Origin of the sequence: Kitasatospora sp. NPDC008050, assembly GCF_042957465.1 — a bacterium.
Taxonomy (GTDB): Bacteria; Actinomycetota; Actinomycetes; order Streptomycetales; family Streptomycetaceae; genus Kitasatospora.
Window position 1 is genome coordinate 93,508 of sequence record NZ_JBIBIJ010000007.1, and the last position, 25,608, is coordinate 119,115.

25 protein-coding genes are annotated in these 25,608 nt (G+C 72.4%); 12 read left to right on the forward strand and 13 right to left on the reverse strand.

All coding sequences use genetic code 11. The features are described from left to right. Positions 1-3 precede the first annotated feature (3 nt). Positions 4-156: a hypothetical protein gene (locus tag ACFZB9_RS16140; RefSeq protein ID WP_391447539.1), complete on the reverse strand. Its 153-nt coding sequence runs from the start codon at positions 154-156 to the stop codon at positions 4-6. A gap of 694 nt (positions 157-850) precedes the next feature. Between ACFZB9_RS16140 and ACFZB9_RS16145 the strand changes: the two genes are divergently transcribed. Then, positions 851-1,897: an IPT/TIG domain-containing protein gene (locus tag ACFZB9_RS16145; RefSeq protein WP_391447541.1), complete on the forward strand. Its 1,047-nt coding sequence runs from the start codon at positions 851-853 to the stop codon at positions 1,895-1,897. 370 nt (positions 1,898-2,267) lie between these two features. Here the strand turns inward: ACFZB9_RS16145 and ACFZB9_RS16150 are convergent, their stop codons facing one another. Next, positions 2,268-2,792, reverse strand: coding sequence for an ATP-binding protein (locus ACFZB9_RS16150; protein ID WP_391447542.1), 525 nt, complete (start codon positions 2,790-2,792; stop codon positions 2,268-2,270). Between the two features lie 204 nt (positions 2,793-2,996). Here ACFZB9_RS16150 and ACFZB9_RS16155 point away from each other — a divergent pair, with 204 nt between their 5' ends. The 3 genes from ACFZB9_RS16155 to ACFZB9_RS16165 all read left to right on the forward strand — a co-directional run bounded on the left by ACFZB9_RS16155 (position 2,997) and on the right by ACFZB9_RS16165 (position 6,054). Continuing rightward, positions 2,997-4,151, forward strand: a complete 1,155-nt coding sequence (locus tag ACFZB9_RS16155; protein ID WP_391447544.1) for a tetratricopeptide repeat protein — start codon at positions 2,997-2,999, stop codon at positions 4,149-4,151. Positions 4,152-4,239: 88 nt separating this feature from the next. Next, positions 4,240-4,767 (forward strand): SigE family RNA polymerase sigma factor, encoded by a 528-nt coding sequence (locus ACFZB9_RS16160; RefSeq protein WP_391447546.1) that lies wholly within the window; start codon positions 4,240-4,242, stop codon positions 4,765-4,767. A gap of 63 nt (positions 4,768-4,830) precedes the next feature. After that, on the forward strand, positions 4,831-6,054 hold the full coding sequence (locus ACFZB9_RS16165; protein WP_391447548.1) for a hypothetical protein: 1,224 nt from the start codon (positions 4,831-4,833) through the stop codon (positions 6,052-6,054). A 13-nt stretch (positions 6,055-6,067) separates the two neighbouring features. Here ACFZB9_RS16165 and ACFZB9_RS16170 read toward each other — a convergent pair whose 3' ends face one another. Then, positions 6,068-7,210: a serine hydrolase domain-containing protein gene (locus tag ACFZB9_RS16170; protein WP_391447550.1), complete on the reverse strand. Its 1,143-nt coding sequence runs from the start codon at positions 7,208-7,210 to the stop codon at positions 6,068-6,070. Between the two features lie 199 nt (positions 7,211-7,409). Between ACFZB9_RS16170 and ACFZB9_RS16175 the strand changes: the two genes are divergently transcribed. The 4 genes from ACFZB9_RS16175 (at position 7,410) to ACFZB9_RS16190 (ending at position 11,990) form a co-directional block, all read left to right on the forward strand. Continuing rightward, positions 7,410-7,934: a PadR family transcriptional regulator gene (locus ACFZB9_RS16175; protein ID WP_391447552.1), complete on the forward strand. Its 525-nt coding sequence runs from the start codon at positions 7,410-7,412 to the stop codon at positions 7,932-7,934. Continuing rightward, a complete protein-coding gene (locus tag ACFZB9_RS16180; RefSeq protein ID WP_391447554.1) occupies positions 7,931-8,650 on the forward strand; it encodes an ABC transporter ATP-binding protein in 720 nt (239 codons plus the stop codon). The genes ACFZB9_RS16175 and ACFZB9_RS16180 overlap by 4 nt, the downstream gene beginning before the upstream one ends. Further along, positions 8,647-10,944 (forward strand): FtsX-like permease family protein, encoded by a 2,298-nt coding sequence (locus tag ACFZB9_RS16185; RefSeq protein ID WP_391447556.1) that lies wholly within the window; start codon positions 8,647-8,649, stop codon positions 10,942-10,944. Before ACFZB9_RS16180 ends, ACFZB9_RS16185 begins: the two co-directional genes overlap by 4 nt. 305 nt (positions 10,945-11,249) lie before the next feature. After that, complete coding sequence (locus ACFZB9_RS16190; RefSeq protein WP_391447558.1) at positions 11,250-11,990, forward strand: LuxR C-terminal-related transcriptional regulator; 741 nt, start codon at positions 11,250-11,252, stop codon at positions 11,988-11,990. A gap of 214 nt (positions 11,991-12,204) precedes the next feature. On the opposite strand, the gene ACFZB9_RS16195 is transcribed toward ACFZB9_RS16190, so the two are convergent. From ACFZB9_RS16195 to ACFZB9_RS16210, 4 genes are all read right to left on the reverse strand, one after another. Further along, positions 12,205-12,951, reverse strand: a complete 747-nt coding sequence (locus tag ACFZB9_RS16195; RefSeq protein WP_391447560.1) for a VC0807 family protein — start codon at positions 12,949-12,951, stop codon at positions 12,205-12,207. 45 nt (positions 12,952-12,996) lie between these two features. After that, positions 12,997-13,596 (reverse strand): TetR/AcrR family transcriptional regulator, encoded by a 600-nt coding sequence (locus tag ACFZB9_RS16200; protein WP_391447562.1) that lies wholly within the window; start codon positions 13,594-13,596, stop codon positions 12,997-12,999. Between the two features lie 134 nt (positions 13,597-13,730). After that, positions 13,731-14,513 carry a YoaK family protein gene (locus ACFZB9_RS16205; protein ID WP_391447564.1) on the reverse strand — a complete coding sequence of 261 codons (783 nt, stop codon included), beginning with the start codon at positions 14,511-14,513 and terminating at the stop codon, positions 13,731-13,733. A gap of 100 nt (positions 14,514-14,613) precedes the next feature. Further along, positions 14,614-15,597: a LysR family transcriptional regulator gene (locus tag ACFZB9_RS16210; protein ID WP_391447566.1), complete on the reverse strand. Its 984-nt coding sequence runs from the start codon at positions 15,595-15,597 to the stop codon at positions 14,614-14,616. A 323-nt stretch (positions 15,598-15,920) separates the two neighbouring features. Here ACFZB9_RS16210 and ACFZB9_RS16215 point away from each other — a divergent pair, with 323 nt between their 5' ends. The 3 genes from ACFZB9_RS16215 to efeB all read left to right on the forward strand — a co-directional run bounded on the left by ACFZB9_RS16215 (position 15,921) and on the right by efeB (position 19,411). Beyond that, a complete protein-coding gene (locus ACFZB9_RS16215) occupies positions 15,921-16,754 on the forward strand; it encodes an alkaline phosphatase family protein (protein ID WP_391447567.1) in 834 nt (277 codons plus the stop codon). A 111-nt stretch (positions 16,755-16,865) separates the two neighbouring features. After that, positions 16,866-18,086: an EfeM/EfeO family lipoprotein gene (locus ACFZB9_RS16220; RefSeq protein ID WP_391447569.1), complete on the forward strand. Its 1,221-nt coding sequence runs from the start codon at positions 16,866-16,868 to the stop codon at positions 18,084-18,086. A gap of 83 nt (positions 18,087-18,169) precedes the next feature. Beyond that, on the forward strand, positions 18,170-19,411 hold the full coding sequence (efeB, locus tag ACFZB9_RS16225; RefSeq protein ID WP_391448058.1) for an iron uptake transporter deferrochelatase/peroxidase subunit: 1,242 nt from the start codon (positions 18,170-18,172) through the stop codon (positions 19,409-19,411). A gap of 58 nt (positions 19,412-19,469) precedes the next feature. Here the strand turns inward: efeB and ACFZB9_RS16230 are convergent, their stop codons facing one another. From ACFZB9_RS16230 to ACFZB9_RS16255, 6 genes are all read right to left on the reverse strand, one after another. Then, on the reverse strand, positions 19,470-20,111 hold the full coding sequence (locus ACFZB9_RS16230; RefSeq protein ID WP_391447570.1) for a hypothetical protein: 642 nt from the start codon (positions 20,109-20,111) through the stop codon (positions 19,470-19,472). 310 nt (positions 20,112-20,421) lie between these two features. Further along, on the reverse strand, positions 20,422-21,195 hold the full coding sequence (locus ACFZB9_RS16235; protein WP_391447572.1) for a class II glutamine amidotransferase: 774 nt from the start codon (positions 21,193-21,195) through the stop codon (positions 20,422-20,424). Between the two features lie 40 nt (positions 21,196-21,235). Next, complete coding sequence (locus tag ACFZB9_RS16240; RefSeq protein ID WP_391447574.1) at positions 21,236-22,036, reverse strand: amino acid ABC transporter permease; 801 nt, start codon at positions 22,034-22,036, stop codon at positions 21,236-21,238. Beyond that, on the reverse strand, positions 22,033-22,689 hold the full coding sequence (locus tag ACFZB9_RS16245) for an amino acid ABC transporter permease (protein WP_391447576.1): 657 nt from the start codon (positions 22,687-22,689) through the stop codon (positions 22,033-22,035). The genes ACFZB9_RS16240 and ACFZB9_RS16245 overlap by 4 nt, the downstream gene beginning before the upstream one ends. Then, positions 22,686-23,642, reverse strand: coding sequence for a glutamate ABC transporter substrate-binding protein (locus ACFZB9_RS16250; protein WP_391447578.1), 957 nt, complete (start codon positions 23,640-23,642; stop codon positions 22,686-22,688). Before ACFZB9_RS16250 ends, ACFZB9_RS16245 begins: the two co-directional genes overlap by 4 nt. A gap of 97 nt (positions 23,643-23,739) precedes the next feature. Then, positions 23,740-24,525, reverse strand: coding sequence for an amino acid ABC transporter ATP-binding protein (locus ACFZB9_RS16255; RefSeq protein ID WP_391447580.1), 786 nt, complete (start codon positions 24,523-24,525; stop codon positions 23,740-23,742). A 129-nt stretch (positions 24,526-24,654) separates the two neighbouring features. Between ACFZB9_RS16255 and ACFZB9_RS16260 the strand changes: the two genes are divergently transcribed. Next, on the forward strand, positions 24,655-25,605 hold the full coding sequence (locus tag ACFZB9_RS16260; protein WP_391447582.1) for a LysR family transcriptional regulator: 951 nt from the start codon (positions 24,655-24,657) through the stop codon (positions 25,603-25,605). The last annotated feature ends 3 nt before the right edge of the window (positions 25,606-25,608 follow it).

The window sequence follows — 25,608 nt, forward strand, 5'->3', positions numbered from 1 at the left end:
GTCCTACTCCTCGAAGGCGGCCTGGACCTGGCGGGCCTGGTTGTCCGCCCCGGAGGCGTTGGGGTGCACGAAGGTGCACGCCTCGCCGGTGCCGGGGATCTCGGTACAGAGGCCGGCCGGGGGATCCGTCTGGTCGCCCTGGCCGGTTTCGTGCAAGGGGTGCCGAAGCCGAGCGTGTTCAGACCGCGCTCCAGGCACTGGGTCACGATGTCCCCGAAGCCGAGGGTGTTCCCGCCGATGCCGACGCTCACGTAGTCGGCGTCCGTGTGGAGGCGCTCGATCTGCGCGGGCCGCTCCTTCCAGCCGCCGGGGGGCGGCACCGAGGGCGGGCCGTAGAGCTTCGACGGCGGCTGCGGGCCCAGGATGCCGTCCTGCACCTCGGCGGCACCGCAGGTGACGTCGTCCAGCTCCAGCCCCAACTCCTCGGCGACCTGGTGCGGATAGTTCCGGTAGGAGCGGCCGCACCCGTCCCCGGGATTCCACAACGGCGGTGAGTGCGGTGGCGGTGGCGAGGGAGGCGCGGACGGCGGCGGGCATACGGGATCCGGACATGCGATCGCCCCTTCGGGTACGTACCGGGGAACGGCTCGCCGGCACGGTTACCGAATGCAGCGATCCGGAGACCACTGGTGAGCAAGTTCGCATGGAAACCGCTCCTGTGGGCGGTCCGGGTGGCGGGGTGTGCGAACGCTTCCTCGGACATGGGGTGTTCGTGCGGTCGGCGGGATGCCCCCTCGCCGGAATCATCCGGGCGTTCATCATGACGGGATCACAACTTCCTTTGAAACTACTCGAACTGACGACCTGTCGGGATATAACCGTGCTCTCAGCGAATCCCGAGGGGGGACCCATGAGGAGCAAGCTTGCCGTGCTCTGTTCGGCACTGGCCTTGGCCGGTGCCGTGGCCGCCGGCACACCCGCGGTGGCCGGCACACCCGCGGTGGCCGGCGCGCCGTCCGGCGCCCCGGTCACCGGCCCGGACGAGTCCGTCGGGATCTCCGCCGAAGTGGTGCCGGGCTACGGCGATCTGGACGTCTCCTGGACGGCGGCGGGCACCGCCGACACCACCGGACCCACCCAGATCACCCTGGACCTGCCGTCCTGGATGAGTGCCGAGGACGTCATGGAGTTCGACGACCCGCAGGACTACACCTTCACCACCGCCATCTCGCCCGACGGCCACCACCTCACCGCCGTCTTCACCGGCACCCGCAAGCCGGGTCGGACCGAATTCATGGAGGTGCACGTCACCTCGGCCAACCCCGTTCCCCCCAGCGTGATCACCGCGACCGTCAGCAACCGGGACGACCGGAACCCGGCCGACAACGTGGCCACCGTGGGCATCGGCGGCCAGACCCCGCCGCCGCCGGTGATCCCCGCCGCACCGCGGGTCAGCGGCCTGGACACCTACCTCGGCGCCGGCACCGGCGGGACCGCGGTGACCGTCAGCGGCACCTCGCTGGCCAACAGCATGGTGCTCTTCGGCGACACCCCGGCCACCGGAGTCTCCTGCACCGACACCAGCTGCACCGCGACGGCCCCCGGCGGCTGGGGCGGCGTCCCGGTCACCGTGGTCACGCCCGGCGGCACCGCCTACGCTCCGGGCGCGTTCCTCTACACCGGCCCGCCGCCGCCCGCTCCCCCGGCGCCCGTGATGGCCCAGGTGTACACGAACAGCGGGCCCTCGGCCGGCGGCAACTCGGTGGTCCTCGGTGGCACCAACCTGACCGGTGGCCAGGTGTTCTTCGGTCAGCGGCCGGCCGAGGACGTCTCCTGCGGACCCGCCTTCTGCACCGCCACCGCACCGGCCGGCACGGGCACGGTCGACGTCCGGGTGCTCACCCCGGGCGGGGTCACCAGCGTGGTCAGCGGGGACCGGTACACCTACACCGGCTGACGGACCCGGATCCCGCTCGGATCCGGTGTGCTCACAACCGTCCGGGAGGCGGGTCGATCCCAACCGGCCCAACCGGCCCAACCGGCGATGACACTCCTGGCGCCGCTGCGAGAGCGCTTCCCCGACGTCGAGTTCCGCCACCAGGTGATCCTTGCGGGATCTGGGCGACGGTGACGGTCGGCATGGGCCGCTCGGCCTGGTCCGTGTCGTCGCGGACCAGGAGAACCATCGACAGGTCGGCGACGGTCAGCGCGGGGCCTTGGAGGAAGCTGCGGACGACGGGCCGGCCGTGGAGCCGGTCCGGGGTCGCGGTGTGGTGCTGGATGGTGGTCATGTCGTCCTCTCGGCGTGAGGAGATCCAGGGCCCTGGTCAGTGCGCGCGGGCGCTGACCAGGGTGGGCGGGTGTATCGGCGGCTTTCGGGTGACACCGAGCCGCCGGGCGACGGACCTCGCCGCCCGGCGTGGCTGGGCGAAGAGCTGGTGGCGGGTCAGTGGCTGCTCGGGCAGGGCCAGCTCGGCCCAGACGCGCTTGCCCCGCTCGGTCCTCTCGGCACCATGGGAGAGGGACAGGCGCTCGACCAGGAACACGCCGCGGCCGGTCGCGTCGTCCGGCCCGGCAGAGCGCGGGCGCGGAAGGTCCGTCGAGCCGTCGTAGACCTCGATCAGGACCCGCCGCAGGTCAGGGTCGGCGTGGACGCCGATGGTGAGCATCGCCTCGGCGGTGTGCCGCACCGCGTTGGTCACCAGCTCGGAGGTGACCGTGTCGAGGGCGAACTGGGCCTCGTCGTCCAAGCGGACACCCCAACCGGCCACCTGGGTGCGGACCTGACTGCGGGCACGCGGGACTGAGGCGGGATCTCGGAGCACGAGGAACGCGGAGCTGTGGACGACCATGGCGAGGAACCCTTCGGCGCTGGACTGGGGCAGCGGCGACCGCCAGAGTGGACAAGAGGATGTCGGCGGTCCGGAAAGCCGATCTCGCGGGCAGCGGGGCCCCTGATCGACCTGACACCCAGTCAACAGGTGTGCACTGGGTGTGAACACGGTAGAGACACCGAAGAAGTCTGAAACCCTTGAAACCCGGTCCTGGGGGCGGCAATGGCGAGACGCGAACGGACACCGAACCGCAAGCTCGGCCCGCTGATCGCCGAGGCTCGCTGGAACAGCGGCGAGTTCGCCCGCGCGGTCAACCGGGCCGGCACCGAGGTCGGGTTCAAGTTGAAGTACATGGACATGGACCCATCGCGAAGGGGCGTGCTCGGGGCGGGCCTGTACTCGGTCGCCCTGACCATCCCCGGCTGGCCGGACGTCGTCGGACGGTTCGGCAAGCTCAGGACCAACCCGCATACCCGCATCGGTATGGCCGAGGTCGAGGCGGTGATGGCCATGACCGAGCGCATCAGCGAGATGGACGACCAGTTCGGTGGCCGAACCGCCCGCCCGATGGCCGCCGCGTTCATGGTCAACAACATTGCCCCGTACGTGCAGGCCACCGCCTCGGAGGGCGTTCGTCGGGCCATGCTGTCCGCCGCCGCAGACCACCTGTACCTGACCGGCTACATGGCCGTCGACGAGCGCCTGGACATGCTCGGCCAGAACTACTACACGAAGGCGCTGGAACTGGCCGGCGCCGCCGGCGACTACCTGACCTACTGCACCACCCTGCGGGGGATGAGCGTGCAGGCCGTCGAGCTCGGCCATGGCCAGCCCGCCCTTCGGTACGCGGACGCCGCGTCCGTCGCTTCGCCAGAAGCGGGCCCGAGGATGCGGGCGTTCCTCGCCGGACAACAGGCACATGCGCTCGCCCGGACCGGCGACCGCCGAGGAGCGCTGACGATGCTCCACGCGGCGGAGGCCGCGATGGAAAAGGCCGAGTCCAAGGCGAAGGCCCACGGCTCCTACGACCCCGCTTCGCTCGCGTACCACGTTGCTCAGGTGAACTACGAACTCGGCGACCGCGAGGGCGCGATCCGCGCGCTGGAGCAGTCCGAGAAGGTCAGGCCGCACATCTACCGCCGAGCCCGGGTCCGGCACCGCTCCATGCTCGCCGAATGGAAGCTGGAGGCCGGACTGCTGGAGGAGGCCGTCCAGACCTGGCACCTCGCACTCGATGACTACCCGCACGTCCAGTCGGGCCGGGCTGACGACCGCTTCCGAGCGATGCTGGCCGCCATCAGACCGCACGCCCGGAACTCACGCGCCCGGGACCTCTTCGAACGTGCCCAGCCGATGGCTGCTGCACAGCTCGGCTGAGGCCAGTCGCGCCCGCTGCGCGTTCCCTGTCCCGCCCGCGCTGTGCGCGGGCTGGGACGCGCGGGCCGGGTCACCGCGTTAACCGGGTATGGACCGCACAACGACGAGTTCCGGATCGCCGGAGCCGCTGGATTTCCGGGCGTTCGCCGCCGCGATGGGGCGTCGGCTGGTGCGCACGGCGTATCTGCTGACCGGCGGTGACGCGCATCTCGCCGAGGACCTCGCTCAGGAGACGCTGGGGCGCATCTACGGCAAGTGGCGCAGGATATCCCGGCTGGAGAACCCGGCGGGCTACGCCCAGACGATCCTGTTCCACACCTTCCTCTCGCACCGCCGGCGCCGGGCGAGCACCGAGCAGGTCACCGACCGGTTCGCGGAGACGGCGGTCAACGACCCGGACCCGGCGCTGCGGATCACGCTGCTCCGTGCGCTCGGTCAGTTGCCCGTTCAGGACCGGGCGGTGCTGGTGCTGCGGTTCTGGGAGGACCGCAGCGTCGAGGAGACCGCCGCGGTCCTGCGGCTCAGCGCCAGCGGGGTGCGCTCGCGCAGCAGCCGGGCGCTGGAGCGGCTGCGTGCCGTGCTCGGCGACCAGTTGGACGAGCTGCCGCGCCCCTGATGCGGCCGTACGCAGCCGCCCGTCCCGCGAACCATCACACCACTGAGAAAGGCCTTCTCCGCCATGCCCATTGAGGACTCCATCACCGAACTCCTGCGCGAGGCCGCCGACCTCGCCCCCGACACCCCCGGCGAGCTGCTGGCCGACGGCGGCGAGCGGCGCGGTCGGCGCCGGGTCGCCCGCCGCCGGGCCGCGACCGTGGCCGGCGGCGCGGCCGTGCTGGCCGTAGCGGGCCTGGTCGCCGTCCAACTGCGCCCCGGTGGCGACCCGGTGGCGCCGGCGAGTCGGCAGACCATCGCCACTCCAGGGCCGCAGTCGGCGCTCGCCACCCTCGTGCCGTTGCTCCCGCCGGGCCGGACCAGCGAGCGGAGCGGCCAGGACCAGGTGACCGGCCAGGGGCCGGCGGCGAAGCTCGTCTTCGACGACGGCCACGGCGCCACGCTGCTGCAGCTGTCCACCGCCACGGTCGGCCTGCCGCTCGGCGACGACACCGAGGGCACCCAGTGCCCGGACCCGTTCATGGTGTCCACCGCGGACTGCACCCGCAGCGTCCGGCCGGACGGCGCGATCCTGGTCATCGACAAGTCGGCCCCGACGTCCACCGACCCGGTCGAGCACTGGAGCGCGGTGTACACCGGCATCGACGGGCGGCAGGTGCGGCTCGACGAGTACAACTCCCGTACGGTGGCCGCTCCGGTGACCCGGGCCGACCCCGCGCTCTCCGCCGAGCAGTTGACCGCCGTGGTGGCCAGCAGCTCCTGGGCCCGGCTGATCGACGCGGGCCGTCCGGTCTCCGCCCCGGCCGCCGGGCAGGCCTCACCGAGGCCGCCGCAGCCGGCCGACATCCTGGCGGGCGTCGACCGGCTGCTGCCCGCCGGTGTGCAGCACGACAACGGCACCACGCCGCAGACCAGGCCCGGCACGGCGCATCTGACGGTCACCGCCGCCGGGCGCACCAGCGTGCTGATGGTCACGGTCGATCCCCGACTGGACCAGGGCGCCGGTGATCCCCGGCGGGCCTTCGAGGGCGGCGTCCAGCCGGGCCAGCAGCTGACCCCCGCGGTGAACGGCGGCAGCAGCGTGATCACCTCGACGACCCCCGTCACCACGAGCAGCGGCGGCCCCGCCAGCCTGTGGATGGTCGAAGTCATGCTGCCGGACGGCACCGGGGTCACCATCGACGAGACCAACGGCAGCAACGGCTACGACATCCAGGGGGGCCCGCCCGCGCTGACCGTCGACCAGCTCACGGCCCTCGCCACGGACCCGAGCTGGCAGCAGCACTGAGCGCCACGCCGGCTCAGGCGATCGCCGCCTCGTAGACGGCCCGGGAGAGGCGCTCGTTCTCCGGGGCGGCGCCGCCGGGGAAGGCGAAGCGGCGGCGGGTGTAACCGTAGGCGAGGCCGGAGCGCTGGTCGCCGAAGGCGAGGGCGCCGGCTGCGCCTTCGTGGCCGAAGGTGTCCGCGCTCAGGGCGGGGTACGTCACCCCGAGCGCCTGGAACCCGAGGGCGAAGCCGTTCGCACCGCCCACCACCAGGTCCTGGCCGAGCGAGTGGGCCGTGGCGAAGTCGCGCACCGTGTCCGCCTTGAGCAGCGGGCCGCGGCCGTTGAAGCCGCCCAGCATCGTCGCGTACATACCGGCGATGCCGCGCGCGTTGCCGGCGCCGCCGACCGAGGTCGGGCTCTTGGCCAGCGAGGCGGGCGAGTTGACGAAACGGACCAGGTCGAAGGAGGCGTCGGCGCTGGTGTTGAAGGCGATCGCGAGCCGGTTGTAGCGCCCGGGGCGCGGTTGGCCGGCCAGGACGGCCTGCTGCTCGGCGGTCGGCAGCATGGGCAGCACGTCGCGGTAGCGGTGCTGCTGCGACTCGGGCAGCCCGAGGTAGAGGTCGAGACCGTACGGGGCCCGGACCCGCTCCTCGTAGATCTCCTGGACGCTGCTGCCGGTCACCCGCCGCACCACCTCGCCGACCAGGGCGCCGATCGCGAGCGCGTGGTAGCCGTGGCCCGCCCCGGGCCGCCAGAACGGTCGCTGCCCGGCCAGCCGTTCGGCGATGACGCGGTCGTCGGCCAGCTCCTCGTAGTCGAACCCGCCGTCCGCGCCGATCACCCCGGCCCGGTGCGTGATCAGCTCGCGCAGCGTCACCGCGCCCTTGCCATGGGCGGCGAACTCCGGCCAGTGGTCCGCGACCCTGTGGTCGAGGTCGAGCACGCCCTCCTCCACCAGCAGGGCCACCACCAGGTAGGCGGCGCCCTTGGTGACCGAGAAGACGCCGCTCAGCGAATCACCGGTGACGTCGCCCGCCCACAAGTCCACCACCAGCCGCCCGTGCTGATAGGCGGCCAGCTGCGCCGCCGGATCGACGGGCTCGGCGGCCACGAACGCCTCGAACTCCGCCCGGACCGCCTCGAACCCCTCGGCCACCGTCCCGTGCACCTTCGACATGGTTTCCCCCATCACTCGGTCGTTTCCGCCGGTCGTGATCACCGGCGCGCCAGGAGAACCACGGCCGGCGCCGAGGCATTCCGGGGAGCCGGAGTGGATTTTCGGCGGGCGGCGGTGGGGTGACGTGCAGTCAAGAGTGGGAGCGGGCACCGGCGAAGGCGATTGACGCGGTGTACACACTCAGTGTAGACACTCGGTTATGACAGTTCCTCTCGCACTGCTCGGCCTGCTGGAACGGGAGCCGAGCCATGGCTATGACCTGAAGCGCGACTATGACGCCTACTTCGGGCGGGGCAAGCCGCTGCTGATCGGACAGGTGTACTCGACGCTCGGGCGGCTGGCCCGGGACGGGAAGGTGGTGGTGGGGCCGGCGGAGCCGGGAGCGGGGCCGGACCGCAAGCGGTATGTGATCACCGAGAAGGGGGCCACCGAGCTGCAGTCCTGGCTCGCCGAGCCGATCGAGGCCGAACCGCACCTGCAGACGGTGCTGTTCACCAAGGTGGTGCTGGCGCTGATGCTGGGGCGCGACGCGGAGGCGTACCTCGACGTGCAGCGGGCGGCGCATGTGCAGCGGATGCGGGAGCTGATGGAGATCAAGCGCACCGGCCCGCTGGTCGACAAGCTCCTCGCCGACCACGGGATGTTCCATCTGGAGGCCGACCTGCGCTGGATCGAGATCACCTCGGCCCGGCTCGGCGCGCTCAAGGCGGAGGTGCTGGGATGAGCGTTGCCGACAACAGCCCGGCCCTGCCCGGCGAGTTCATGATCGAGGCGCGCGATGCCGTGCTCTCCTTCGGACAGACACCCGCGCTGCGCGGGGCGAACCTGGCGGTGGCGCGCGGGGAGATCCTCGCCATCATGGGTCCGAGCGGGTCGGGCAAGTCGACCCTGCTGCACTGCCTGGCCGGCATCCTGACCCCCGACAGCGGGGAGATCGTCTTCGACGGCCGGCGGGTGGACCGGATGCGCGAGACCGAGCGCAGTGAGCTGCGCCGCGACAGGTTCGGGTTCGTCTTCCAGTTCGGCCAGCTGGTACCGGAGTTGACCGCCGAGGAGAACGTGGCGCTGCCGCTGCTGCTCAGTGGCCGCCGTCGGGCGACGGCGCTGGCCGAGGCGCGCGGCTGGTTCGAGCGGCTCGGGCTGGACGGTCTTCAGGGGCGCAGGTCGGGGGAGCTGTCGGGTGGTCAGGCACAGCGTGTCGCGCTGGCCCGGGGCCTGGTGGCCGAGCCGGACGTGCTCTTCGCCGACGAGCCGACCGGGTCGCTGGACTCGCTCACCGGCGAGCAGGTGATGGAGCTGCTGGTCAGCTCCGCCCGGGAGCAGGGCACCACCGTGGTCATCGTGACCCACGAGCCCCGGGTGGCGGCCTGCGCGGACCGAGAGGTCGTGGTCCGCGACGGCAAGGTGTCGGGGCTCTCGCTGGGGCGGGTGGCCTCGTGATCGACCTGGGGATGGTCCGGCTCGGTCTGCGGCTGACGGTGGGCGGCGGCCGGGAGGCGGCTGCCCGGCTGGCCATCATCGCGGCCGCCGTGGCCCTGGGGGTGGGGCTGCTGCTGAGCACGCTGGCGGCGATCAACGGCATCGGCACGCAGAACGACCGCAACGCCTGGCTCAACACCGGGGCGAACATGCAGGGGTCGGTCGGCGCGACGGCGTCCCCGCAGGCCGCGGCCGGCCCGGCGGCCGACCCGCTGTGGTGGCAGATCGGGGCCGACAGCTTCGACGGCAAGGTCCTGGGCCGGGTCGACGTGGCCGGCACCGGGCCGAACTCGCCCGTCCCGCCGGGCATTCCGCGCCTGCCCGGGCCCGGCGAGTACGACGCCTCCCCGGCGCTCGGTGCGCTGCTGGGCACCGTCCCGGCCGCCCAGCTCGCCGACCGCTACCCGGGCCACCTGGTCGGGACCATCGGCAAGGCCGCGCTCCCGGGCCCGGACTCGCTGATCATCGTGATCGGCCACCGGCCCGACGAGCTCGCGAGCCGGCCCGAGGCCCGCAAGGTGACCTCGATCATGGGCCTCTCGCCCGCCGACTGCAGCAGCAAGTGCGTGGTGGGGACCGACGGCAGCGGGATGGACCTGGTCCTCTCCGTGGTGGCGGCCGCGCTGATCTTCCCGGTGCTGATCCTGATCGCAACCGCCACCCGGCTCGCGGCCACCCGGCGCGAGCAGCGGTTCGCCGCGATGCGCCTGGTGGGGGCGACACCCCGGCAGGTCTCGGTGATCTCGGCCGTCGAGTCGACGGTCGCCGCCGCGATCGGTGTGGTGGTCGGCTTCGCACTGTTCTTCCTGCTCCGCCCGGAGCTGGCGACCATCGACTTCACCCGCACGCTGTTCTTCCGCAGCGACCTGTCGCTCAGCCCGGCGAACGTGCTGGCGGTCGCCCTCGGCGTCCCGGTCGCCTCGGCGGTCTCGGCCCGGATCGCGCTGCGGCGGGTGCAGATCTCCCCGCTCGGCGTCACCCGGCGGGTCACGCCGCGCCCGCCGCGGGTCTACCGGGTGATCCCGCTGGTCGGCGGCCTGCTGGAGCTCGGCTACTTCATCGGGCGGCGCCCCGCCACCAGCGACGGCCAGACCATGGCGTTCCTGCCGGGCATCCTGCTGGTGCTGGGCGGCATCGTCCTCGCCGGACCGTGGCTGACCATGATCGGCGGCCGGCTGATGGCGCGTCGCACCAACCGGCCGGCCCCCCTGGTGGCCGGGCGTCGCCTGTCGGACGACCCGAAGGGCGGGTTCCGTGCGGTCAGCGGGCTGGTGCTGGCCCTGTGCATCACCAGCTGCGCCGTCGGGGTGATCACCGCGGAGATCGCCGAGCGTGGTGTGCCGAGCGGGAGCACGGCGATCCGCAACACCCTGATCGGCAACTACCACGACTTCGACGACCACGGTCAGCCGGTCAACCTCGTGGCGGCGCCCTCGGACTCCGTGCTGGCCGAGCTGCACGCGATACCGGGCGTCCAGGGCGTGACGGCGATCCACCTGGACCCGAGCTATGCCTGGAACACGAACGCGGGCTTGGGCGGCGGCCTGGCGAGCTGCGCGGAGCTCGCGGCGATGCCGGCCTTCGGTACCTGCCCGGCCGGGGCCCGGACGGCGGTGGTCAACGCGTCCTTCGCCGTCATCGGCCTGGACGGCCACCAGGGCCCCGCCTGGCCCACGGTCTGGTCCGCCGCGGCGCAGTCGGCCGAGCAACTGCGGAACCAGCCGGTCGAGGAGATCGACGTGGCCACCGACGGCTCGTCGGCGGCCGTCGAGCGGGCGCGCACCGTCCTGTCGAACGCCTACCCCGGCGAGCAGCCGCCCTACACCATCGGCGAGAGCCGCGCCCGGATGTCCGATCAGCTCGACAGCTACAAGCAGCTGTCCGACGTGGTGATCGGGATCAGCTTCCCGATCGCCGGCTGCAGCCTGGCGGTGAGCGTGGCCGGGGGCCTGAGCGATCGCAAGCGCCCGTTCAGTCTGCTGCGGCTGACCGGTGCGCAGCTCGGGGTGCTGCGCCGGGTCGTCCTGCTGGAGAGCGCGGTGCCGCTCTTCGTGGTCGCCGCGGTGGCGATCGGGACCGGGTTCCTGGCGGCGGCGCTCTTCCTGAAGGCGCAGCTCGACTACTCGCTCCGGGCGCCGGGCGCCGAGTACTACCTGATCGTGGCCGGGGGGCTGGCCGCCGCCCTGGCGGTCATCACCGCCACCCTGCCGGTGCTGCGGCGGATCACCGGGCCGGAGGTGGCCCGCAACGATTGAGCCAATAAATCCCGTAAATTCCGCACCGCGCACGGGTGCGTCGACGGCGTCCGGTCCTGGGGAGAGCTCCTGGGCCGGACGTCGGTGCGTCATATTTCGGCCGTATAACGACCCCGGACTCGAATATGTACTGAGCGTTTCCCCCACCGCCATCCGTTACGACTGATAGTGCGGCCGCCCGGCCGCCATGTGGCGGGGGAGGAAACCTTGGGGGGCGTGAGATGACTGGTCAGGTGACAGCCGGACAGCTGCGACGCGGTCAGCGTCAGGTGTGTTCCGATGTCCGGACGGTGACCCCGGGCCGCATGGTCAAGAACGGCGGGGCGCCGGTGCAGGACGTCATGGTGCTGACCAGAGCGGCGGATCCGATCGCCAGAGCCGGTCTGCAGAGCTACCTGCGTGCCGTCCCGGGAGTGACCCTGGTCGAGGACCGGCCGCCGGGCCTGCGCTGCACGGTGGTCCTGGTCGCCGACTCGGTCAACAGCGAACTCCTGCGCGAGGCGCGGTCGCTGGCCGCCGATCCCCGGCTGCGCCTGGTGCTGATCGTCGGCCGGCTCCAGGAGGCCGAGCTGATCGAGGTGGTGGGCTGCGGGGTGACCTCCATCCTGTGGCGGCACGAGGTGACCCAGGCCCGCCTGCTGAAGGCGCTCCACAACGTGCAGACCGGCCGCAGCTCGCTGCCGACCGACCTGCTGTCCCGGCTGCTGGAGCAGGCCGGCCGCACCGGGCGCGCGTCGGCGGCAGCGGTGGGTGCGGCGGGTGCGGCGACGGCGGGCGCAGCGGGAGCGGCGGGCGCGGGGGCGGCCGGAGCCGGTGCGGCGCGGGCGACGGCACCGGCGGCGGGTGGGGCCGAGGACGCGCTGAGCGAGCGGGAGACCGGGATCCTGCGGCTGGTCGCCGACGGCCTGGACACCGCGGAGATCGCGGACACGCTCGGCTACTCCGAGCGCTGGGTGAAGAACGTCCTGCACGGTCTGACCACCCGGCTGAGCCTGCGCAACCGCTCGCACGCCGTCGCCTACGCACTGCGCCGGGGCCTGATCTGACCCCGCTCCGCGGCTACGCCACCGGAGCCGGGCGCCCCGAGGGGGCACCGAACCAGGTGTGCAGCGGGTTGGGCACCGGTCCGGTCCTCGGGCCAGGGCGCCGGGGCGACCGCCTGGTCCGGACGGTCGCCCCGGGTCAGCTGCTGTGCCCGGCGCCGGCGATCAGGACGTCGGTCACGGTGGTGTCGGCCACGGTGGTGTCGGTCATCGCGGATCAGACCTTCAGGCCGTTGCGGTTCACGTAGAAGATGTGGAAGCCGAACAGCCCGCCCAGCACCACCAGCCACTGCAGCGTGCTCACCAGCGGCACGAGGTCGACCGGCAGGGTGTAGGCCAGCGCCACCCGGATGCCGGCGTCCACGGTGAACCCCAGGCCCCAGACGGTGGTGAGCGTCCGCAGGTGGTGGCGGAAGGTCGCGTCGTAGGCCCAGCGGCCCGTCCACTCCTCGGCACCCGCCTCACCGATCTTGGTGGCGACGATCGACCGCGAGGCGGTCAGCATGAACGGGCGCTGCGTCGCCAGGGTGCCCAGGATCCAGAGCCCGAGCACGCCGAACACCCAGCTGTCGCGCACCAGCAGTACCCGGGGGCTGCCGCTGACCATCGACATCAGCGCGCCGAGCACGATCAGCAGCAGCGTGAAGACCGGCATCACCTCGACCCGGCGGCTGCGGACCATCCCGAGCACCAGCCACGGCACCAGCAGCAGGCTGCTGATAAGCAGCGAGGCCCACTGGCCGAGCCCCACCCCGTGCAGCACGTAGTAGCCGCCGAGCGGCAGGGCCAGCTCGAAGACCAGCGACTTGGTCAGCTGCCGCTTGGCGGCGCGGGCCTTCTGCGCGGCGTCCGGCGCGGCGCTCGGCCCGGCGTCCGGCGCGGCCTCGGCTGCGGTGGCCTGCGGACCGCTCTCCTGCTCGGTCGACGTGTTCACGTTCTCCCCCATCACGCTCGTCCCTCCCATGACGTGTTTCCTCCCCTGTCCTGCGTGCCTGCGTGAGCTGTCCCGCTACGGTTCGGCGCGGGTGGCCCGGTCGAAGAGGTCGGCCAGCTCCCGGCCGGCCCTGGCCACGTCGAAGTCCGGATCCCCCACCCAGCGCAGCACCACGGCGTCGATGGCCCCGCGCAGGGCGGTGAGCATCACCCGGGCGTCGAACTCCCGGAACTCACCGGACTGCTGTGCCGCGTGGACCGCCTGCTCCTGGCTGTCGATCACCAGCTGGACGGAGGCGTTGTAGCCCGCCCGGGTCGGGTCGTCCCCGCCGAGGTTGGGCAGGACCTCGATCAGTGCCTTCAGGTGCTGGGGACAGACCGAGAGCAGCTCGATGTTGGACTCGATGAAGGTCCGCAGCCGGTCGCGCGCGCCCACGGCCACGCTGACCCTGGGCAGCATGTACTCGGTGGTCACCCGGGTCACCTCGGCGACGACCTCGTGCATCAGGTCGTCCTTGCCGGCGAAGTGATACGAGATCATTCCGGTGCTGCTCAGTCCGGCCTGCTTGGCGATCCGGCTGAACGAGGCCTTCGCGTAGCCGAGTTCGGCGGCCACCTCGATCGCGGCCTGCACGATCTGCGCCCGGCGCCCCGACTCGGTGAACGTCCGGCTCATGTCCCGCGCCTCCCTGCTCTTTGCTCACCCGAGCAACTTCTTGCTCGCCTGAGCAAGACGGTAGAGCAGTTTGCTCGCCTGAGCAAGAGCCTGCTTGGGTGAGCAAAGGGTGGGAAGACGGGGCTACCGCCGGGTCAGCGGCGCTGCGCCCAGGCGGCACCGGTGCGGTCGGCCCGCCGCACCGCCGCCGCCGTGGCGGCGCCGGTGGCGAGCAGCAGCAGGGCGGCCGACAGCAGGGGGAGCGCGGTTGCGCCATGTCGCAGCGCGAGGGCACCGGCCAGCACCCCGAGGAACATCGCGGCGGCGGACAGCAGTCGGCGCCCGGCCCGGCTGCCCGCCCCGCCCGCGGCCCGGCTGTCGGCCGCGATGCCGGTGATGGTCAGGGTCAGCACCGTGGTGGTCAGGTCGGGCACCGCCAGCGCGCGGGCGGCGGCGTTCTGCAGGCCCATGGCCAGGCCGAGCAGGATGATCAGCACCTGGCGCGCGGGGGACGGGAAGGGCGCGGCGGACAGCCAGGCGGTGACCAGCGCGCCGAGCACCAGCCCGGCCTGCACCAGCACCGCCACCAGCAGCACCCGGCCCAGGGCGGGACCTTGCCGGCGCCGCAGCCGGTGCACCAGCAGGCCGCCGGCGAAGGCCCCGGCGGCGAAGGCGGCCAGCGCGAGCAGCGAGGCGCTCAGCGAGAACCCGGGGGCGCCGCCGAGGGCGAGGGCGAGGAAGACGACGTTCCCGGTCATGTTGGCCACGAAGACGTGGCCGAGCGCCAGATAGCTGAACGCGTCGACGAGCCCGGTGACCACGGTCAGCGCCAGCAGCAGCGGCGGCAGCGGCCCGTGCGGCCCGTTGGGTCCGGGGCGCAGGGTGCGGTACGCCTCGTGCAGCACGGTGGGGGAGGAGGTGGGTGCGGCGGCGGGCATGGCGGAACTCCGGGATCCGGCGGTGGATTTGGCGGGCGGATCCAGCCTGCCGCCGGAGCCGGCCATCCGTCCAACAGATGAAACCGTGCCCAGCGATCGGTCAAACCGATCGATCGTCCGCCTCGTCCGCTCCGTCCGCGTCGCCCGGGCCGCCCACTCCCAGTACCGCCAGGAAGGCCGCCGCCGCCGGGGCCAGCCGCTCGGCCTCGTAGACCACCGAGACCTCGTTCACCGCGGCCGCATCGGTCAGCTCCAGGACGGCCGCGCCCGTGGTCAGGGACTCGCACGACCCCGGGCCGCGGACCGCCGAGCGCGGCACCACCGTGATGCCGACCCCGGCGGCGGCCAGGCGGACCATGTCGTGGATCTGGCCGATCTCGAAGGACTGGTCCGCCACCAGCCCGGCCCGGGCGAATGCCGCCTCCACCTGGTGCCGCAAGCCGGTGCCCCGGGCGCCCTGGATCAGCGTCGGGTACTCCCCGGCAGCCCCGGCAGGCCCGGCGGCCCCGGCCAGCTCGGTCAGCGCGACCGGCCCGCGCCCGGCCAGCGGGTGAGTGCCGGGGACGACCGCCACCAGGGGGTCGCGGGCCAGCACCTGCCGCACCAGGCCGGCCGGCGCCGCCCGGTCCGCGATCAGGCCGACCACCGCGAGGTCCAGGGTGCCCTCCGCCACCGCGGCGACCATCTCGGCGCTGGGCGCGCTGCGCACGTGCAGCTCGATCCCCGGATGGCGGCGGCGGTACTCGCCCAGCACCGCGGCCACGTCCGCGGCGCCGCCGGCGGTCTGGATCAGCCCCAGGCGCAGCCGCCCGCGGCGCAGCCCGGTGAGCGCGTCCAGTTCGGCCCGGGCGTTGTCGACCTCCGCCAGGATCCGGCGGGCCGACGGGACCAGCAGCCGGCCCGCGGCCGTCAGCCGCACCGAGCGGCTGGTGCGGTCGAAGAGCCGCGCGCCGACCTCGCTCTCCAGGCGGGCGATCTGCTGGCTCAGCGCGGACTGGGCGACGAAGCAGTCGGTGGCCGCCCGGGTGAAGCTGCCGGTCTCGGCAACGGCCAGGAAGTACTTCAGATGTCGCAGCTCCACCATGCCTCCCGGTACGCCTCGAACCCTTGGGTAAACCTTAAAGAAGGAGAAGTTCGCCGCCGCCACACCGCCCCATGAAGTTCACTATTTCGCCAGTCCACCGACAACTACGGCGCCGCCGCCCGCCTCTACGCTTTATCCGCACCGCAGCCGGGCGGATCGCGCCGCCCGGCCAACGCCCCCGTACCGCCGTCGCATGCGCAGCCGCCCCAGCGGTGCGGCGGGCTCCCGCACCCTCACCGTGAGCCGGCCACCGGGCCCGCTCGTCTCTCCCTGGAGTCTTCATGCGTTCGAGGTCGCGTCTTGCCGGGCTGTGCGCCGTCGCCATGACGAGTGTCGTGGCGCTCAGTGCCGCCCTGTCCACCAGTGGCTCCGCTGCCGCCGCCGGCGCGAGCGCCAGTGCCGTCCCGGCGTTCTCGCACATCGTGGTCGTGATGGAGGAGAACCACTCCTACGACGACATCATCGGCGACACCAACGACGCCCCCTACATCAACTCGCTGGCCGGCCAGGGCGCGCTGATGACCTCCTCGTTCGGCGTCTCGCACCCCAGCGAGCCCAACTACATGGCCCTCTTCGGCGGCAGCACCTTCGGTCTGACCGGCGACTCCTGCCCCGTCAGCGAGGGCAAGACGGCCAACCTCGGCTCCGAGCTGCTGGCCGCCGGCCAGACCTTCAAGGGCTACTCGGAGGGCCTGCCCTCGGTCGGCTCCACCAAGTGCACCTCGGGTGCCTACGCCCGCAAGCACTCGCCGTGGGCCAACTTCAGCAACATCCCCACCGCCGACCAGCAGCCGTACACCGCGTTCCCCACGGACTACAGCACGCTGCCCACCGTGTCGTTCGTGATCCCGAACCTGGACGACGACATGCACGACGGCACCATCGCCGACGGCGACTCCTGGCTGCAGAACAACCTCTCGAACTACGCCACCTGGGCCCAGCAGAACAACAGCCTGCTGGTGGTCACCTGGGACGAGGACGACTACACCGAGAGCAACCAGATCCCCACCATCTTCGTCGGCGCCCACGTCCAGCAGGGCCAGTACAGCGAGCAGATCAACCACTACAACCTGCTCGCCACCCTGGAGCAGGCGTACGGGCTGCCGCTGGCGGGCCAGAGCAGCAGCGCCGCGCCGATCACCGACATCTGGAACTGACACCGGCCCTGCAGCGCCCCTGAGCACAGCGACCACCAGGTCATCCGTCCGGTACCGGGCCCCGCGCGCGGGGCCCGGTCCACTCGCCCGACCGAAGGACCTCTGCCAGCCATGCCGGAGCACACGCCTCCCCTGCCCGCCGGCCGCCCCGGAGCCCGAACCGGACGGCGGCGCCTGCGTGCCGCGCTGCTCGGCGGACTCGTGCTGGGCACCGCCGCACTGCTGGGCTCCGCACCCGCCGACGGCCGGACGCACCCGCCGGGCGGGAAGCTCGCCGTGGACACCACCGGCTGCGGCGCCCCGCCCGCCACGCTGCCCGCGGGGCGGGTCTCCTTCGACGTCACCAACAACTCCAAGGTCTTCGTCACGGTCTACGTCATCTCCCCGGACGGCAGCCTCGCCTACGCGGAGATCCCCTGGCTCGGCCCGGGCAAGACGCTGCCGCTGGACACCACCCTGAGCGGCGGCCAGTACGCCGTGCGCTGCGTCTTCTCCAGCGGCCCGGTGGCCACCAGCAGCCCGATCCACCTCGACGGCACCGCCGCGGACGCCGTGGCCGGCTACCGCCCGATGTCGGACAAGGAGTTGACCGGACCGGTCAACGCCTACCGCGCCTACGTCACCGCGGCGCTGCCGAAGCTGCTGGCCGCCGCCCAGACGCTGGACGCCGACGTGGCCCGCGGCGACCTGAACGCGGCCCGCGCCGACTGGCTGCCCGCCCACCTGGACTACGAGCGCCTGGGCGCCGCCTACAACTCCTTCGGCGACTACGACGACGCGCTGAACGGCATGGCGAACGGCCTGCCGCAGGGCGTCGACAGCCCGGGCTGGACCGGCTTCTTCGCGCTGGAGTACGCCCTGTGGCACGGCCGGACCGCCGACCAGGTGCGCCCGCTCAGCCAGCAACTGGTGACCGACGCCGGGGGCCTGATCGACGACTTCCCCAGCGAGGACACCGATCCGGGCAACCTGCCGCTACGCGCCCACGAGATCCTGGAGAACGCGCTGCAGTTCCAGCTGGACGGCATCGCCGACTACGGCAGCGGCAGCACCCTGGCCACCCTGGACGCCAACATCCAGGGCACCCAGGAGGTGCTCGGCACCATCGCACCGGTCGTCCAGGAGCTGGACGGCAGCCTGCTCGACCAGCTGAACCGCCAACTGTCCGCCTACCAGGGCGAGGTGGCCAACTACCGCGCCGCCGACGGCTCCTGGACCGCCCTGGCCGAGCTGAGCACCGTCCAGCGGCAGCGGCTGGACGCGGATCTCGGTCAGCTCCTGGAGCAACTCGCCGTCCTGCCCAACCTGCTCACCCCGAGGAACCACGCATGACCGCGCCCAACTCGCCCGATGCGCCGCTCGATTCCTCCGGTCCCGGCCCGGCCGGCGGTGCGGCGCTGCCGGCCGCGTGCCCGATGTCGGCGGGTCCCTCGCTGCGCCGCCGCGCCTTCCTGCGCGGGGCCACCCTCGGCACCGCGGTCGGCGCGGGCGCGCTGGCGGGCGCGTTCGCCACCAGCGCCGCCGCCGACCCGGCGCCCGGCCCCTCCGGGCGCGGCATCCCGTTCCACGGTCAGCACCAGGCGGGCATCAGCACCCCGCAGCAGGCGGCCGCCTCGTTCGTCTCGTTCACCGTGCTGGCCACCGACCGGCCGGGCCTGCAGCAGCTGTTCCGGACGCTGACCGAGCGGATCCGGGCGCTGACCGCGGGCGGCCCGGTGCCGGCCACCGACCTCGCCTCGCCGCCCACCGACAGCGCCACCCTGGGCCCGGTGCTGCCCGGCGACGGCCTGACCGTCACGGTGAGCGTCGGCGCCTCGCTCTTCGACGACCGCTACGGGCTCGGCGCGCGCAAGCCCGCCCGGCTGGTGCCGATGCCCGCCTTCCCGGACGACGACCTGGCCGGCTCCAAGGAGCTGCACGGCGACCTGCTGCTGCAGATCTGCGCCGACTCGCGCGACACCGTGATGCATGCGCTGCGCGACATCACCAAGCACACCCGCGGTGCCATGCAGGCGGGTTGGAAGGTCGACGGGTTCCACGCCGCGCCGCGCCCCAGCGGCACCCCGCGCAACCAGCTGGGCTTCAAGGACGGCATCGCCAACCCCGACCCGGGCGACCGCAAGCTGGCCGACGCGGTGCTGTGGACGCACGGCGGCGCGAACGGCGAACCGGCCTGGGTGGAGGGCGGTTCGTACCAGGTGGTGCGGATCATCCGGATGCTCGTCGAGTTCTGGGACCGGGTCTCGCTGAACGAGCAGGAGCGGATGATCGGCCGCCGCCGCGACTCCGGTGCGCCGCTGGACGGTACCAAGGAGAGCGACATCCCCAACTACCCGGCCGACCCGCAGAATCTGCTGATCCCGATGAACGCGCACATCCGGCTGGCCAACCCGCGCACGCCCGACACCGCCGACCAGCAGATCCTGCGCCGGGGCTACAACTACGAGCGGGGGATCGACCTGAACGGCAACCTGGACGTGGGGCTGGTCTTCTGCTGCTACCAGCAGGACGTGGCCCGGCAGTTCCAGACCGTGCAGCAGCGGCTGGCCGGGGAGCCGCTGGTCGACTACATCTCGCCCACCGGCGGCGGCTACTTCTTCGCGCTGCCGGGGGTGCCCGGGCCGGCGGACACGCTGGCCGCGGGGCTCTTCGCCTGACGGATCGTCAGTCCTGCGCGTGCGGGCGGCTGGTGCCGCCCGCACCGGCGCAGGGCGGTCAGCCGTTGGTGCAGCCGTCCGTCGCGCAGCTGTGCCAGGCGCCCCAGGGGCCGTCCGGGGAGAGCTCGGAGATCTCGGCGTAGTAGCCCGAAGAGGCGTCCCACAGGTGGGCGACGGCGGTGAGGGTGCCGTCGGGGGCCTGGGTGACCTCGGTCGGGGTGCCGACCGACTCGGGCTCGGGGCCGGCGCCCAGATCGGTCCAGCTGCCCCAACTGCCGGTGGCGTCCTGCTCGTCGACGTAGAGCTCGGGGACGCTGCCGATGTCGTAGACCTCGAAGAAGGCGAGCGAGCCGTCGGCGCGCTCGAACACCGTCGGGTAGCCGAAGAACCTCGGGATGCCCGCGGCGCCCGGGCCGAAGGCCGTCGGGGCCGACCACGCACCGTCCGGGGTGAGTTGCGCGATCCGCACCACGGTGGAGGTCCCGTACTCGACCGTGAACACCTCCAGGCGCCCGTCCGCGTCGACCCCGGCCGACAGCACCGGGTTCTGGAAGTTTACCGGGGAGGCCAGGACCTGGCTCCAACTGCCGTAGGAGCCGCCCGGGGTGGCCTGGGTGCGGTAGTAGAGCTGCTCGTTCGGGGTGTTCCCGGGCAGCGAGAAGACCGCGAACTGGGCCACCCGGCCGTCCGGCCGGGTCACGGAGGTGGACTCGTCCAGGGTGCCGGGGTCGGCCGCGGATGTCCGTGCCCTTGCCTGTGCCTGTGCGTGTGTCTGTTCCTGTGCGTCTGCGTGCGCGTGCGTGTGCGCTTGTGCGGCCGGTGCGAGGACGATGGCGGCGGCGCAGGCGGCCGCCACCGCCAGAGCCCGTCGTGAGCCCTTCCCACGCATAGCTGGTCCCTTCCGTTCGGGTGACGGCCCGGCAGGCTGGTGGCCCGGGCCGGGTGTCATCCTGCCGGGCGGGCGCCGAAGAATCCGCCGGACGAAGGGATTTGGCTGGGACCGGTCGGTCTCACACGGCGCCGGCCAGGTCCGCCCGCACCAGGTGGGTGGAGGTGCGCAGGTCGCCGCGGCGGATCTCCAGCACCTGCCGGTAGGGCAGCAGCGACCAACTGCCGTCGTCCTGCGCCCCGATCCCGCTGGAGGCGACCACCACACGGTCGGCCCGGGCCTGGTAGCGCAGCCGGAAGAAGTCCGGGCCGCGGCGCCGGCTGACCTCCGAGTCCGGGTTCTCCTCGGCGTAGGCGTAGAGCGCGTCGGGGGTGAGCAGCAGGCAGTTGAGGCTGGCGAAGTCGGCGCGGGCGCGGATGTCGGCGGCGGCCAGCGCGAGCGCGTCGACCGGGTCCTCGTCGTGCAGCCGGGTGAGCACCCGCAGGAAGTACCGCTCCGAGTCGGTGTCCCCGCCGGCGCCGGCCAGCAGACCGGGGTCGATCAGCTCGTCGACCGCGTCGCGGGGGGCGAAGTACCCGTTGTGGGCGAAGGCGAGCGCGCCGGCGGTGAACGGGTGGGTGTTGCCCGGCTCGATCGGCAGGCCGGGGCTGGCCATCCGGATGTGCAGCAGGGCGGCGTCGGTGACCGAGTCGGCCAGCGTCCGGGCGAAGGCGGGGCTCGCGTGGGCGGGCAGCACGTCCCGGTGGACCGCGAGTTCGCCGTCGGCCTGCCAGGCCGCGACACCCCAGCCGTCACGGTGCTCGTGGGACAGCCCGGCGAACGGCTCGATCAGGTCGGTCAGCGCGTCGGTCAACCGCGTGGGGACGTGCGTGACCACGCCGAGCAGGCGGCACATGCCGAGTCCTTTCAGCTTGCAGAGGGGAGGTGACGATGGGTCAGCCGCGCTGGCGGCGCTCCAGGCGCCCGGCGAGCCAGGACAGGATCGCGTTGATCAGCACGTAGCAGGCGGCGCCGACCAGGTAGCTGGACAGCACGGTGTGGTAGTACTCGCCCAACACCTGGGTCTGGTGCAGCAGTTCCAGATAGCTGACCACATAGCCCAGCGAGGAGTCCTTGAGCAGCCGCACCAACTGGCTGACCAGCGCGGGCAGTAGCTTGCGGACGGCCTGCGGCAGCACCACCCAGCGCATCGCCTGCCAGTAGGTCATCCCCAGGCTCTGGGCCGCCTCCGCCTGGCCGCGCGGCTGGGCGAGCACGCCGGCCCGGAAGACCTCCGCCACCACCGGCACGTTGCTCAGCGCAATCGGGATCAGCAGCTGCCAGAAGATCGGGAAGGTCAGTCCGGCCCGCGGCAGCGCGAACAGGAAGACGTAGAGGAGCAGTAGCAGCGGGACGGCGCGGAACAGTTCCACGTAGCCGCGGGCCAGAGCGCGGGCCACCCGGCTGCGGCTGAGGCGCACCAGCGCGAGCAGCGCGCCCAGCGGGAAGGCGATGGCCGCGCCGACCGCCGTGACCAGCAGGGTCTTTCCGATGCCGTCGAGCAGGAAGCGGATGATCGGCCACTTGCCGTACATCGACCACTGGTCGGCGGCCAGTTGCCCGTGGTCGGCGAACTGGCGCAGCACCAGGGCGAGCAGGCCGGCCATCGCGACCAGCGAGAGGCCGGTGGCGATCCTGACCCGGCGCCGCGCCCGGGGCCCCGGCGCGTCGAAGAGCAGGCGGCTCTCGTCGCTCATCGCCGGATCGCCACCTTTCGTTCGATCCGTCCGGCGATCAGGCCGGAGGTCAGCGTGATCAGCACGTACACCACGGTGGTCGCGGCGAAACTGGTCAGCGGCTGGTCGTACTTGAGGGTCACGAACTGTGCCTGGCCGGTCATCTCGGCGACTCCGACGGCCGCGGCCAGCGAGGTGCTCAGCGCGACCGCGATGAAGACGTTGGCCAGCGGCTGCACCATCGAGCGCAGCGCCTGCGGCAGGATGATGTGCCGGATGCTCTGCGTGGCGGTCAGGCCGAGGGCGCGGGCGGCCTCGGCCTGACCGAGCGGGACGGTCCGGATGCCGGCCCGCAGCACCTCGCAGACGAACGCCGCCCAGTAGAGCGCCATGGTCAGCGTCACGGTGGCGAAGAGCGAGAAGAGCAGGCCGACGTCCGGCAGGCCGAAGACGAAGAGCACCAGCAGCACCAGCAGCGGCACGTTGCGGAAGACCGTGACGTACGCGGTGCCCAGCGCGCGCAGCGGCGGCACGGGGCTGATCCGGCACACGGCCAGCAGCACGCCCAGCGCCAGCGCGCCGCCGAAGGCGATCGCGGTCATCGCGAGGGTGAGCTGCAGGCCGTGGCCGAGCGGCCCGAGCGTCTCGTGCAGTGCGGCGGGCAAGGCCGTCAACTGCCCTGTGCGGAGCCGATCGCCGGCGGCGTCGGCGCGTCACCGCTGAGCACGGTGCCGATGGTGGACTGCCAGAGCTTGGTCCATTCGCCGTCGGCCTGGAGGGTCTTCAGCCAGTCGTTCACGAAGGTCTTCATCTCGGGCGAGCTCAGCGGCAGGCCGATCCCGTAGGGCTCGGTGGTGAACGGCTGCCCGACCACCTTGACCTTCGGGTCGCGGACCTGGTCGCCGAGGAGCAGCGCCTGGTCCAGCACGTAGGCGTCGGCGCGGCCCTGCTCGACGGCCTGCTCGCACTCGGCGTTGGTCTGGAACAGGATCACGTGGGCGCTGGGCGCGTACTGCTTGAGGTCGTTGGCGGCGGTCGAACTCGACTCCGTGCAGACCGTCTTGCCGGCCAGGTCGGCCACCTTGGTGATGGAGCTGTTCCCCTTGGCCACCAGGATCGCGTCACCCGAGGAGTAGTACGGACCGGCGAAGGCGACCTTCTGGGCCCGGGCGGGGGTGATCGTGTAGGTGGCGAGGACGCTGTCGACGGTGCCGTTCTGCAGCAGCGTCTCGCGGGTGTCCGCGGTGACCAGCACCAGGTTCACACTGGGCTTGCCGGTGATGTACTTGGCGAGCAGCTGGGCGAGCCCGGCGTCGAAGCCGGTGAGCTTGCCGCTGACCGGGTCCTTGAGCGAGAAGAGCGCCGAGGAGTCGGTCCCGCCGACGTTCAGCGTGCCGCGTGCCTTGATCTTCGCCATCAGGCTGCCGGCCGGGATGGCCGAGTCGGGCGCCACCGGGGCGCCGTCGAGGACCTGCTGGAAGGTCGGCGCGCCGGCCGTGCGCGAGCCGGAGGCGCTCGGCGCGGGCAGGCTGCCGGACGATCCGCACGCGGCCAGGGCGGTGGCCAGGGTGGCGGTCAGCGCGGTGGTGGCCAGGGCGCGCACCGACGTACGTATTCTCGCCTTCATGGGCGTGGTGTCCTCCGTCGCTCTGCGGGATGGTGACGGTATGTCAGTGGCTTCGGTGACTTCAGTGGCTTCGGTGACTTCAGTGACTTCGGTGACTTCAGTGACTGAGGATCTTGGAGAGGAAGTCCCTGGCCCGCTCGGTCTGCGGGGCGCTGAAGAACTCCTGCGGCGTGCCGGTCTCCAGGATCCGGCCCTGGTCCAGGAAGACGATCCGGTCGGCGGCGCGGCGGGCGAAGCCCATCTCGTGGGTGACCACGAGCATGGTCATGCCCTCGGCGGCCAGCTCGACCATGACGTCGAGCACCTCTTTGATCATCTCCGGGTCGAGCGCCGAGGTCGGCTCGTCGAAGAGCAGCAGCCGCGGGCCCATGGCCAGCGCGCGGGCGATCGCCACCCGCTGCTGCTGGCCGCCGGACAGCTCGGCCGGGTAGGCGTCCGCCTTCTCGGCGAGCCCGACCCGGGCGAGCAGCTCGCGCGCCCGGTCGACGGCCTGCTCGCGCGGGACGCCGTTGACCCGGACGGGGGCCAGCGTGATGTTGTCCAGCACGCTCTTGTGGCCGAACAGGTTGAACGACTGGAAGACCATGCCGACCTGCGCCCGCAGCCGGGCCAGCTCGCGCCCCTCGGCCGGCAGCGGCACGCCGTCCAGCGTGATGCTGCCGGAGTCGATCGTCTCCAGCCGGTTGACGCAACGACAGAGCGTGGACTTGCCCGAGCCGGAGGCGCCGAGCAGGACCACGACCTCGCCGGCGTGCACGTCGAGATCGATGTCGAAGAGCACCTGGTGCTCGCCGAAGGACTTGTTGACCTTCGTCAGGCGCACCAGGACGTCCGGGTCGGCGGTCGAGTCGGCGGGGGTCCGGGTGGGATGGTCGGGACGCATCTCGGATACCTACCCTTTCGCTTCCTCTTCGCTTCTTCGAATCGCGTCCGCACAGCATGGCGGGCGGGAAACTCATATGTCCAGTAGGGCTTTTCATGCAGATTGATAAACATCATTTATTCTTTCCTGGTGTTTGATCTCCGCCAACTCCAGGTCCTCTCCGAGGTGGCCCGCACCGGCACCTACACCGCCGCCGCCGAGGCCCTCGGCTACAGCCAGCCCGCCATCAGCTACCAGATGCGGACCCTGGAACGGACGGTCGGCGCGGCGCTGGTCACCCGCAGCGGCCGCGGCGTGCGGCTCACCGAGGTCGGGCAGACCCTGGCCCGGCACGCCGAGACGGTGCTCGCCGCGCTGCGCACCGCCGCCGACGAGGTCTCCACGCTCACCTCCACCGGCGGCGGCCAGGTGCGGCTGGCCGCGATGCAGAGCGGCTGCGTGGCGCTGGTCCCCGCCGCGCTGGGCAGCCTGCGGCGCACCCACCCCGAGCTGGAGGCGGTCGTCACCCAGACGGAGTGCCCCGTCTCGCACCAGCTGGTGCTGGCCGGCGAGGTCGACCTGGCGATGATGTGCGACCTGGAGATCGGCCAGCGCGAAGGGCAGCGCGACGGCCGGAGCGTGCTGCCCGATCCGCGGCTGCTGCGCCTGCCGCTGCTCAGCGACCGCCGCTGCGTGCTGCTGCCCGCCGACCACCCGCTGGCCGCCGCGCCCACCGTCGAGCTGGCCGACCTGGCCGGCGAGCGCTGGGTGCTGGAGAGCGGGCGCGCCCGGTTCCTGGCCGCCTGCCAGCAGGCCGGCTTCACACCCCGGGTGGCCGCCACCTCCGACGACCAGCTGACCATCCACTGCCTGGTGGCCAACCGGATCGGGGTGGCGATCATGAACGAGCTGGGCGTCGGCGCGCACATCGACCCCAGGGTGGTCGCCCGCCCGCTGCGCAACTGGCCGGACCGGCGGATCTTCGCGCTGCTCTGGCCGGACATGGCCAAGGTCGCGCCGGTGGCCGCACTGCTCCAGTCGCTGCGTGCGACGGCCGACGAGTACACCCGCCGCTCGGTCGGACGGGTGGGGGCTCGGTAGCGG

Excerpts from the sequence above, each read along its gene's own strand:
- ACFZB9_RS16145 (WP_391447541.1), top strand. The coding sequence starts at position 851 with ATGAGGAGCAAGCTTGCCGTGCTCTGTTCGGCACTGGCCTTGGCCGGT.
- ACFZB9_RS16150 (WP_391447542.1), bottom strand. The coding sequence starts at position 2,792 with ATGGTCGTCCACAGCTCCGCGTTCCTCGTGCTCCGAGATCCCGCCTCA.
- ACFZB9_RS16155 (WP_391447544.1), top strand. The coding sequence starts at position 2,997 with ATGGCGAGACGCGAACGGACACCGAACCGCAAGCTCGGCCCGCTGATC.
- ACFZB9_RS16160 (WP_391447546.1), top strand. The coding sequence starts at position 4,240 with ATGGACCGCACAACGACGAGTTCCGGATCGCCGGAGCCGCTGGATTTC.
- ACFZB9_RS16165 (WP_391447548.1), top strand. The coding sequence starts at position 4,831 with ATGCCCATTGAGGACTCCATCACCGAACTCCTGCGCGAGGCCGCCGAC.
- ACFZB9_RS16170 (WP_391447550.1), bottom strand. The coding sequence starts at position 7,210 with ATGTCGAAGGTGCACGGGACGGTGGCCGAGGGGTTCGAGGCGGTCCGG.
- ACFZB9_RS16175 (WP_391447552.1), top strand. The coding sequence starts at position 7,410 with ATGACAGTTCCTCTCGCACTGCTCGGCCTGCTGGAACGGGAGCCGAGC.
- ACFZB9_RS16180 (WP_391447554.1), top strand. The coding sequence starts at position 7,931 with ATGAGCGTTGCCGACAACAGCCCGGCCCTGCCCGGCGAGTTCATGATC.
- ACFZB9_RS16190 (WP_391447558.1), top strand. The coding sequence starts at position 11,250 with ATGGTCAAGAACGGCGGGGCGCCGGTGCAGGACGTCATGGTGCTGACC.
- ACFZB9_RS16195 (WP_391447560.1), bottom strand. The coding sequence starts at position 12,951 with ATGGGAGGGACGAGCGTGATGGGGGAGAACGTGAACACGTCGACCGAG.
- ACFZB9_RS16200 (WP_391447562.1), bottom strand. The coding sequence starts at position 13,596 with ATGAGCCGGACGTTCACCGAGTCGGGGCGCCGGGCGCAGATCGTGCAG.
- ACFZB9_RS16205 (WP_391447564.1), bottom strand. The coding sequence starts at position 14,513 with ATGCCCGCCGCCGCACCCACCTCCTCCCCCACCGTGCTGCACGAGGCG.
- ACFZB9_RS16210 (WP_391447566.1), bottom strand. The coding sequence starts at position 15,597 with ATGGTGGAGCTGCGACATCTGAAGTACTTCCTGGCCGTTGCCGAGACC.
- ACFZB9_RS16215 (WP_391447567.1), top strand. The coding sequence starts at position 15,921 with ATGACGAGTGTCGTGGCGCTCAGTGCCGCCCTGTCCACCAGTGGCTCC.
- ACFZB9_RS16220 (WP_391447569.1), top strand. The coding sequence starts at position 16,866 with ATGCCGGAGCACACGCCTCCCCTGCCCGCCGGCCGCCCCGGAGCCCGA.
- efeB (WP_391448058.1), top strand. The coding sequence starts at position 18,170 with ATGTCGGCGGGTCCCTCGCTGCGCCGCCGCGCCTTCCTGCGCGGGGCC.
- ACFZB9_RS16235 (WP_391447572.1), bottom strand. The coding sequence starts at position 21,195 with ATGTGCCGCCTGCTCGGCGTGGTCACGCACGTCCCCACGCGGTTGACC.
- ACFZB9_RS16240 (WP_391447574.1), bottom strand. The coding sequence starts at position 22,036 with ATGAGCGACGAGAGCCGCCTGCTCTTCGACGCGCCGGGGCCCCGGGCG.
- ACFZB9_RS16250 (WP_391447578.1), bottom strand. The coding sequence starts at position 23,642 with ATGAAGGCGAGAATACGTACGTCGGTGCGCGCCCTGGCCACCACCGCG.
- ACFZB9_RS16255 (WP_391447580.1), bottom strand. The coding sequence starts at position 24,525 with ATGCGTCCCGACCATCCCACCCGGACCCCCGCCGACTCGACCGCCGAC.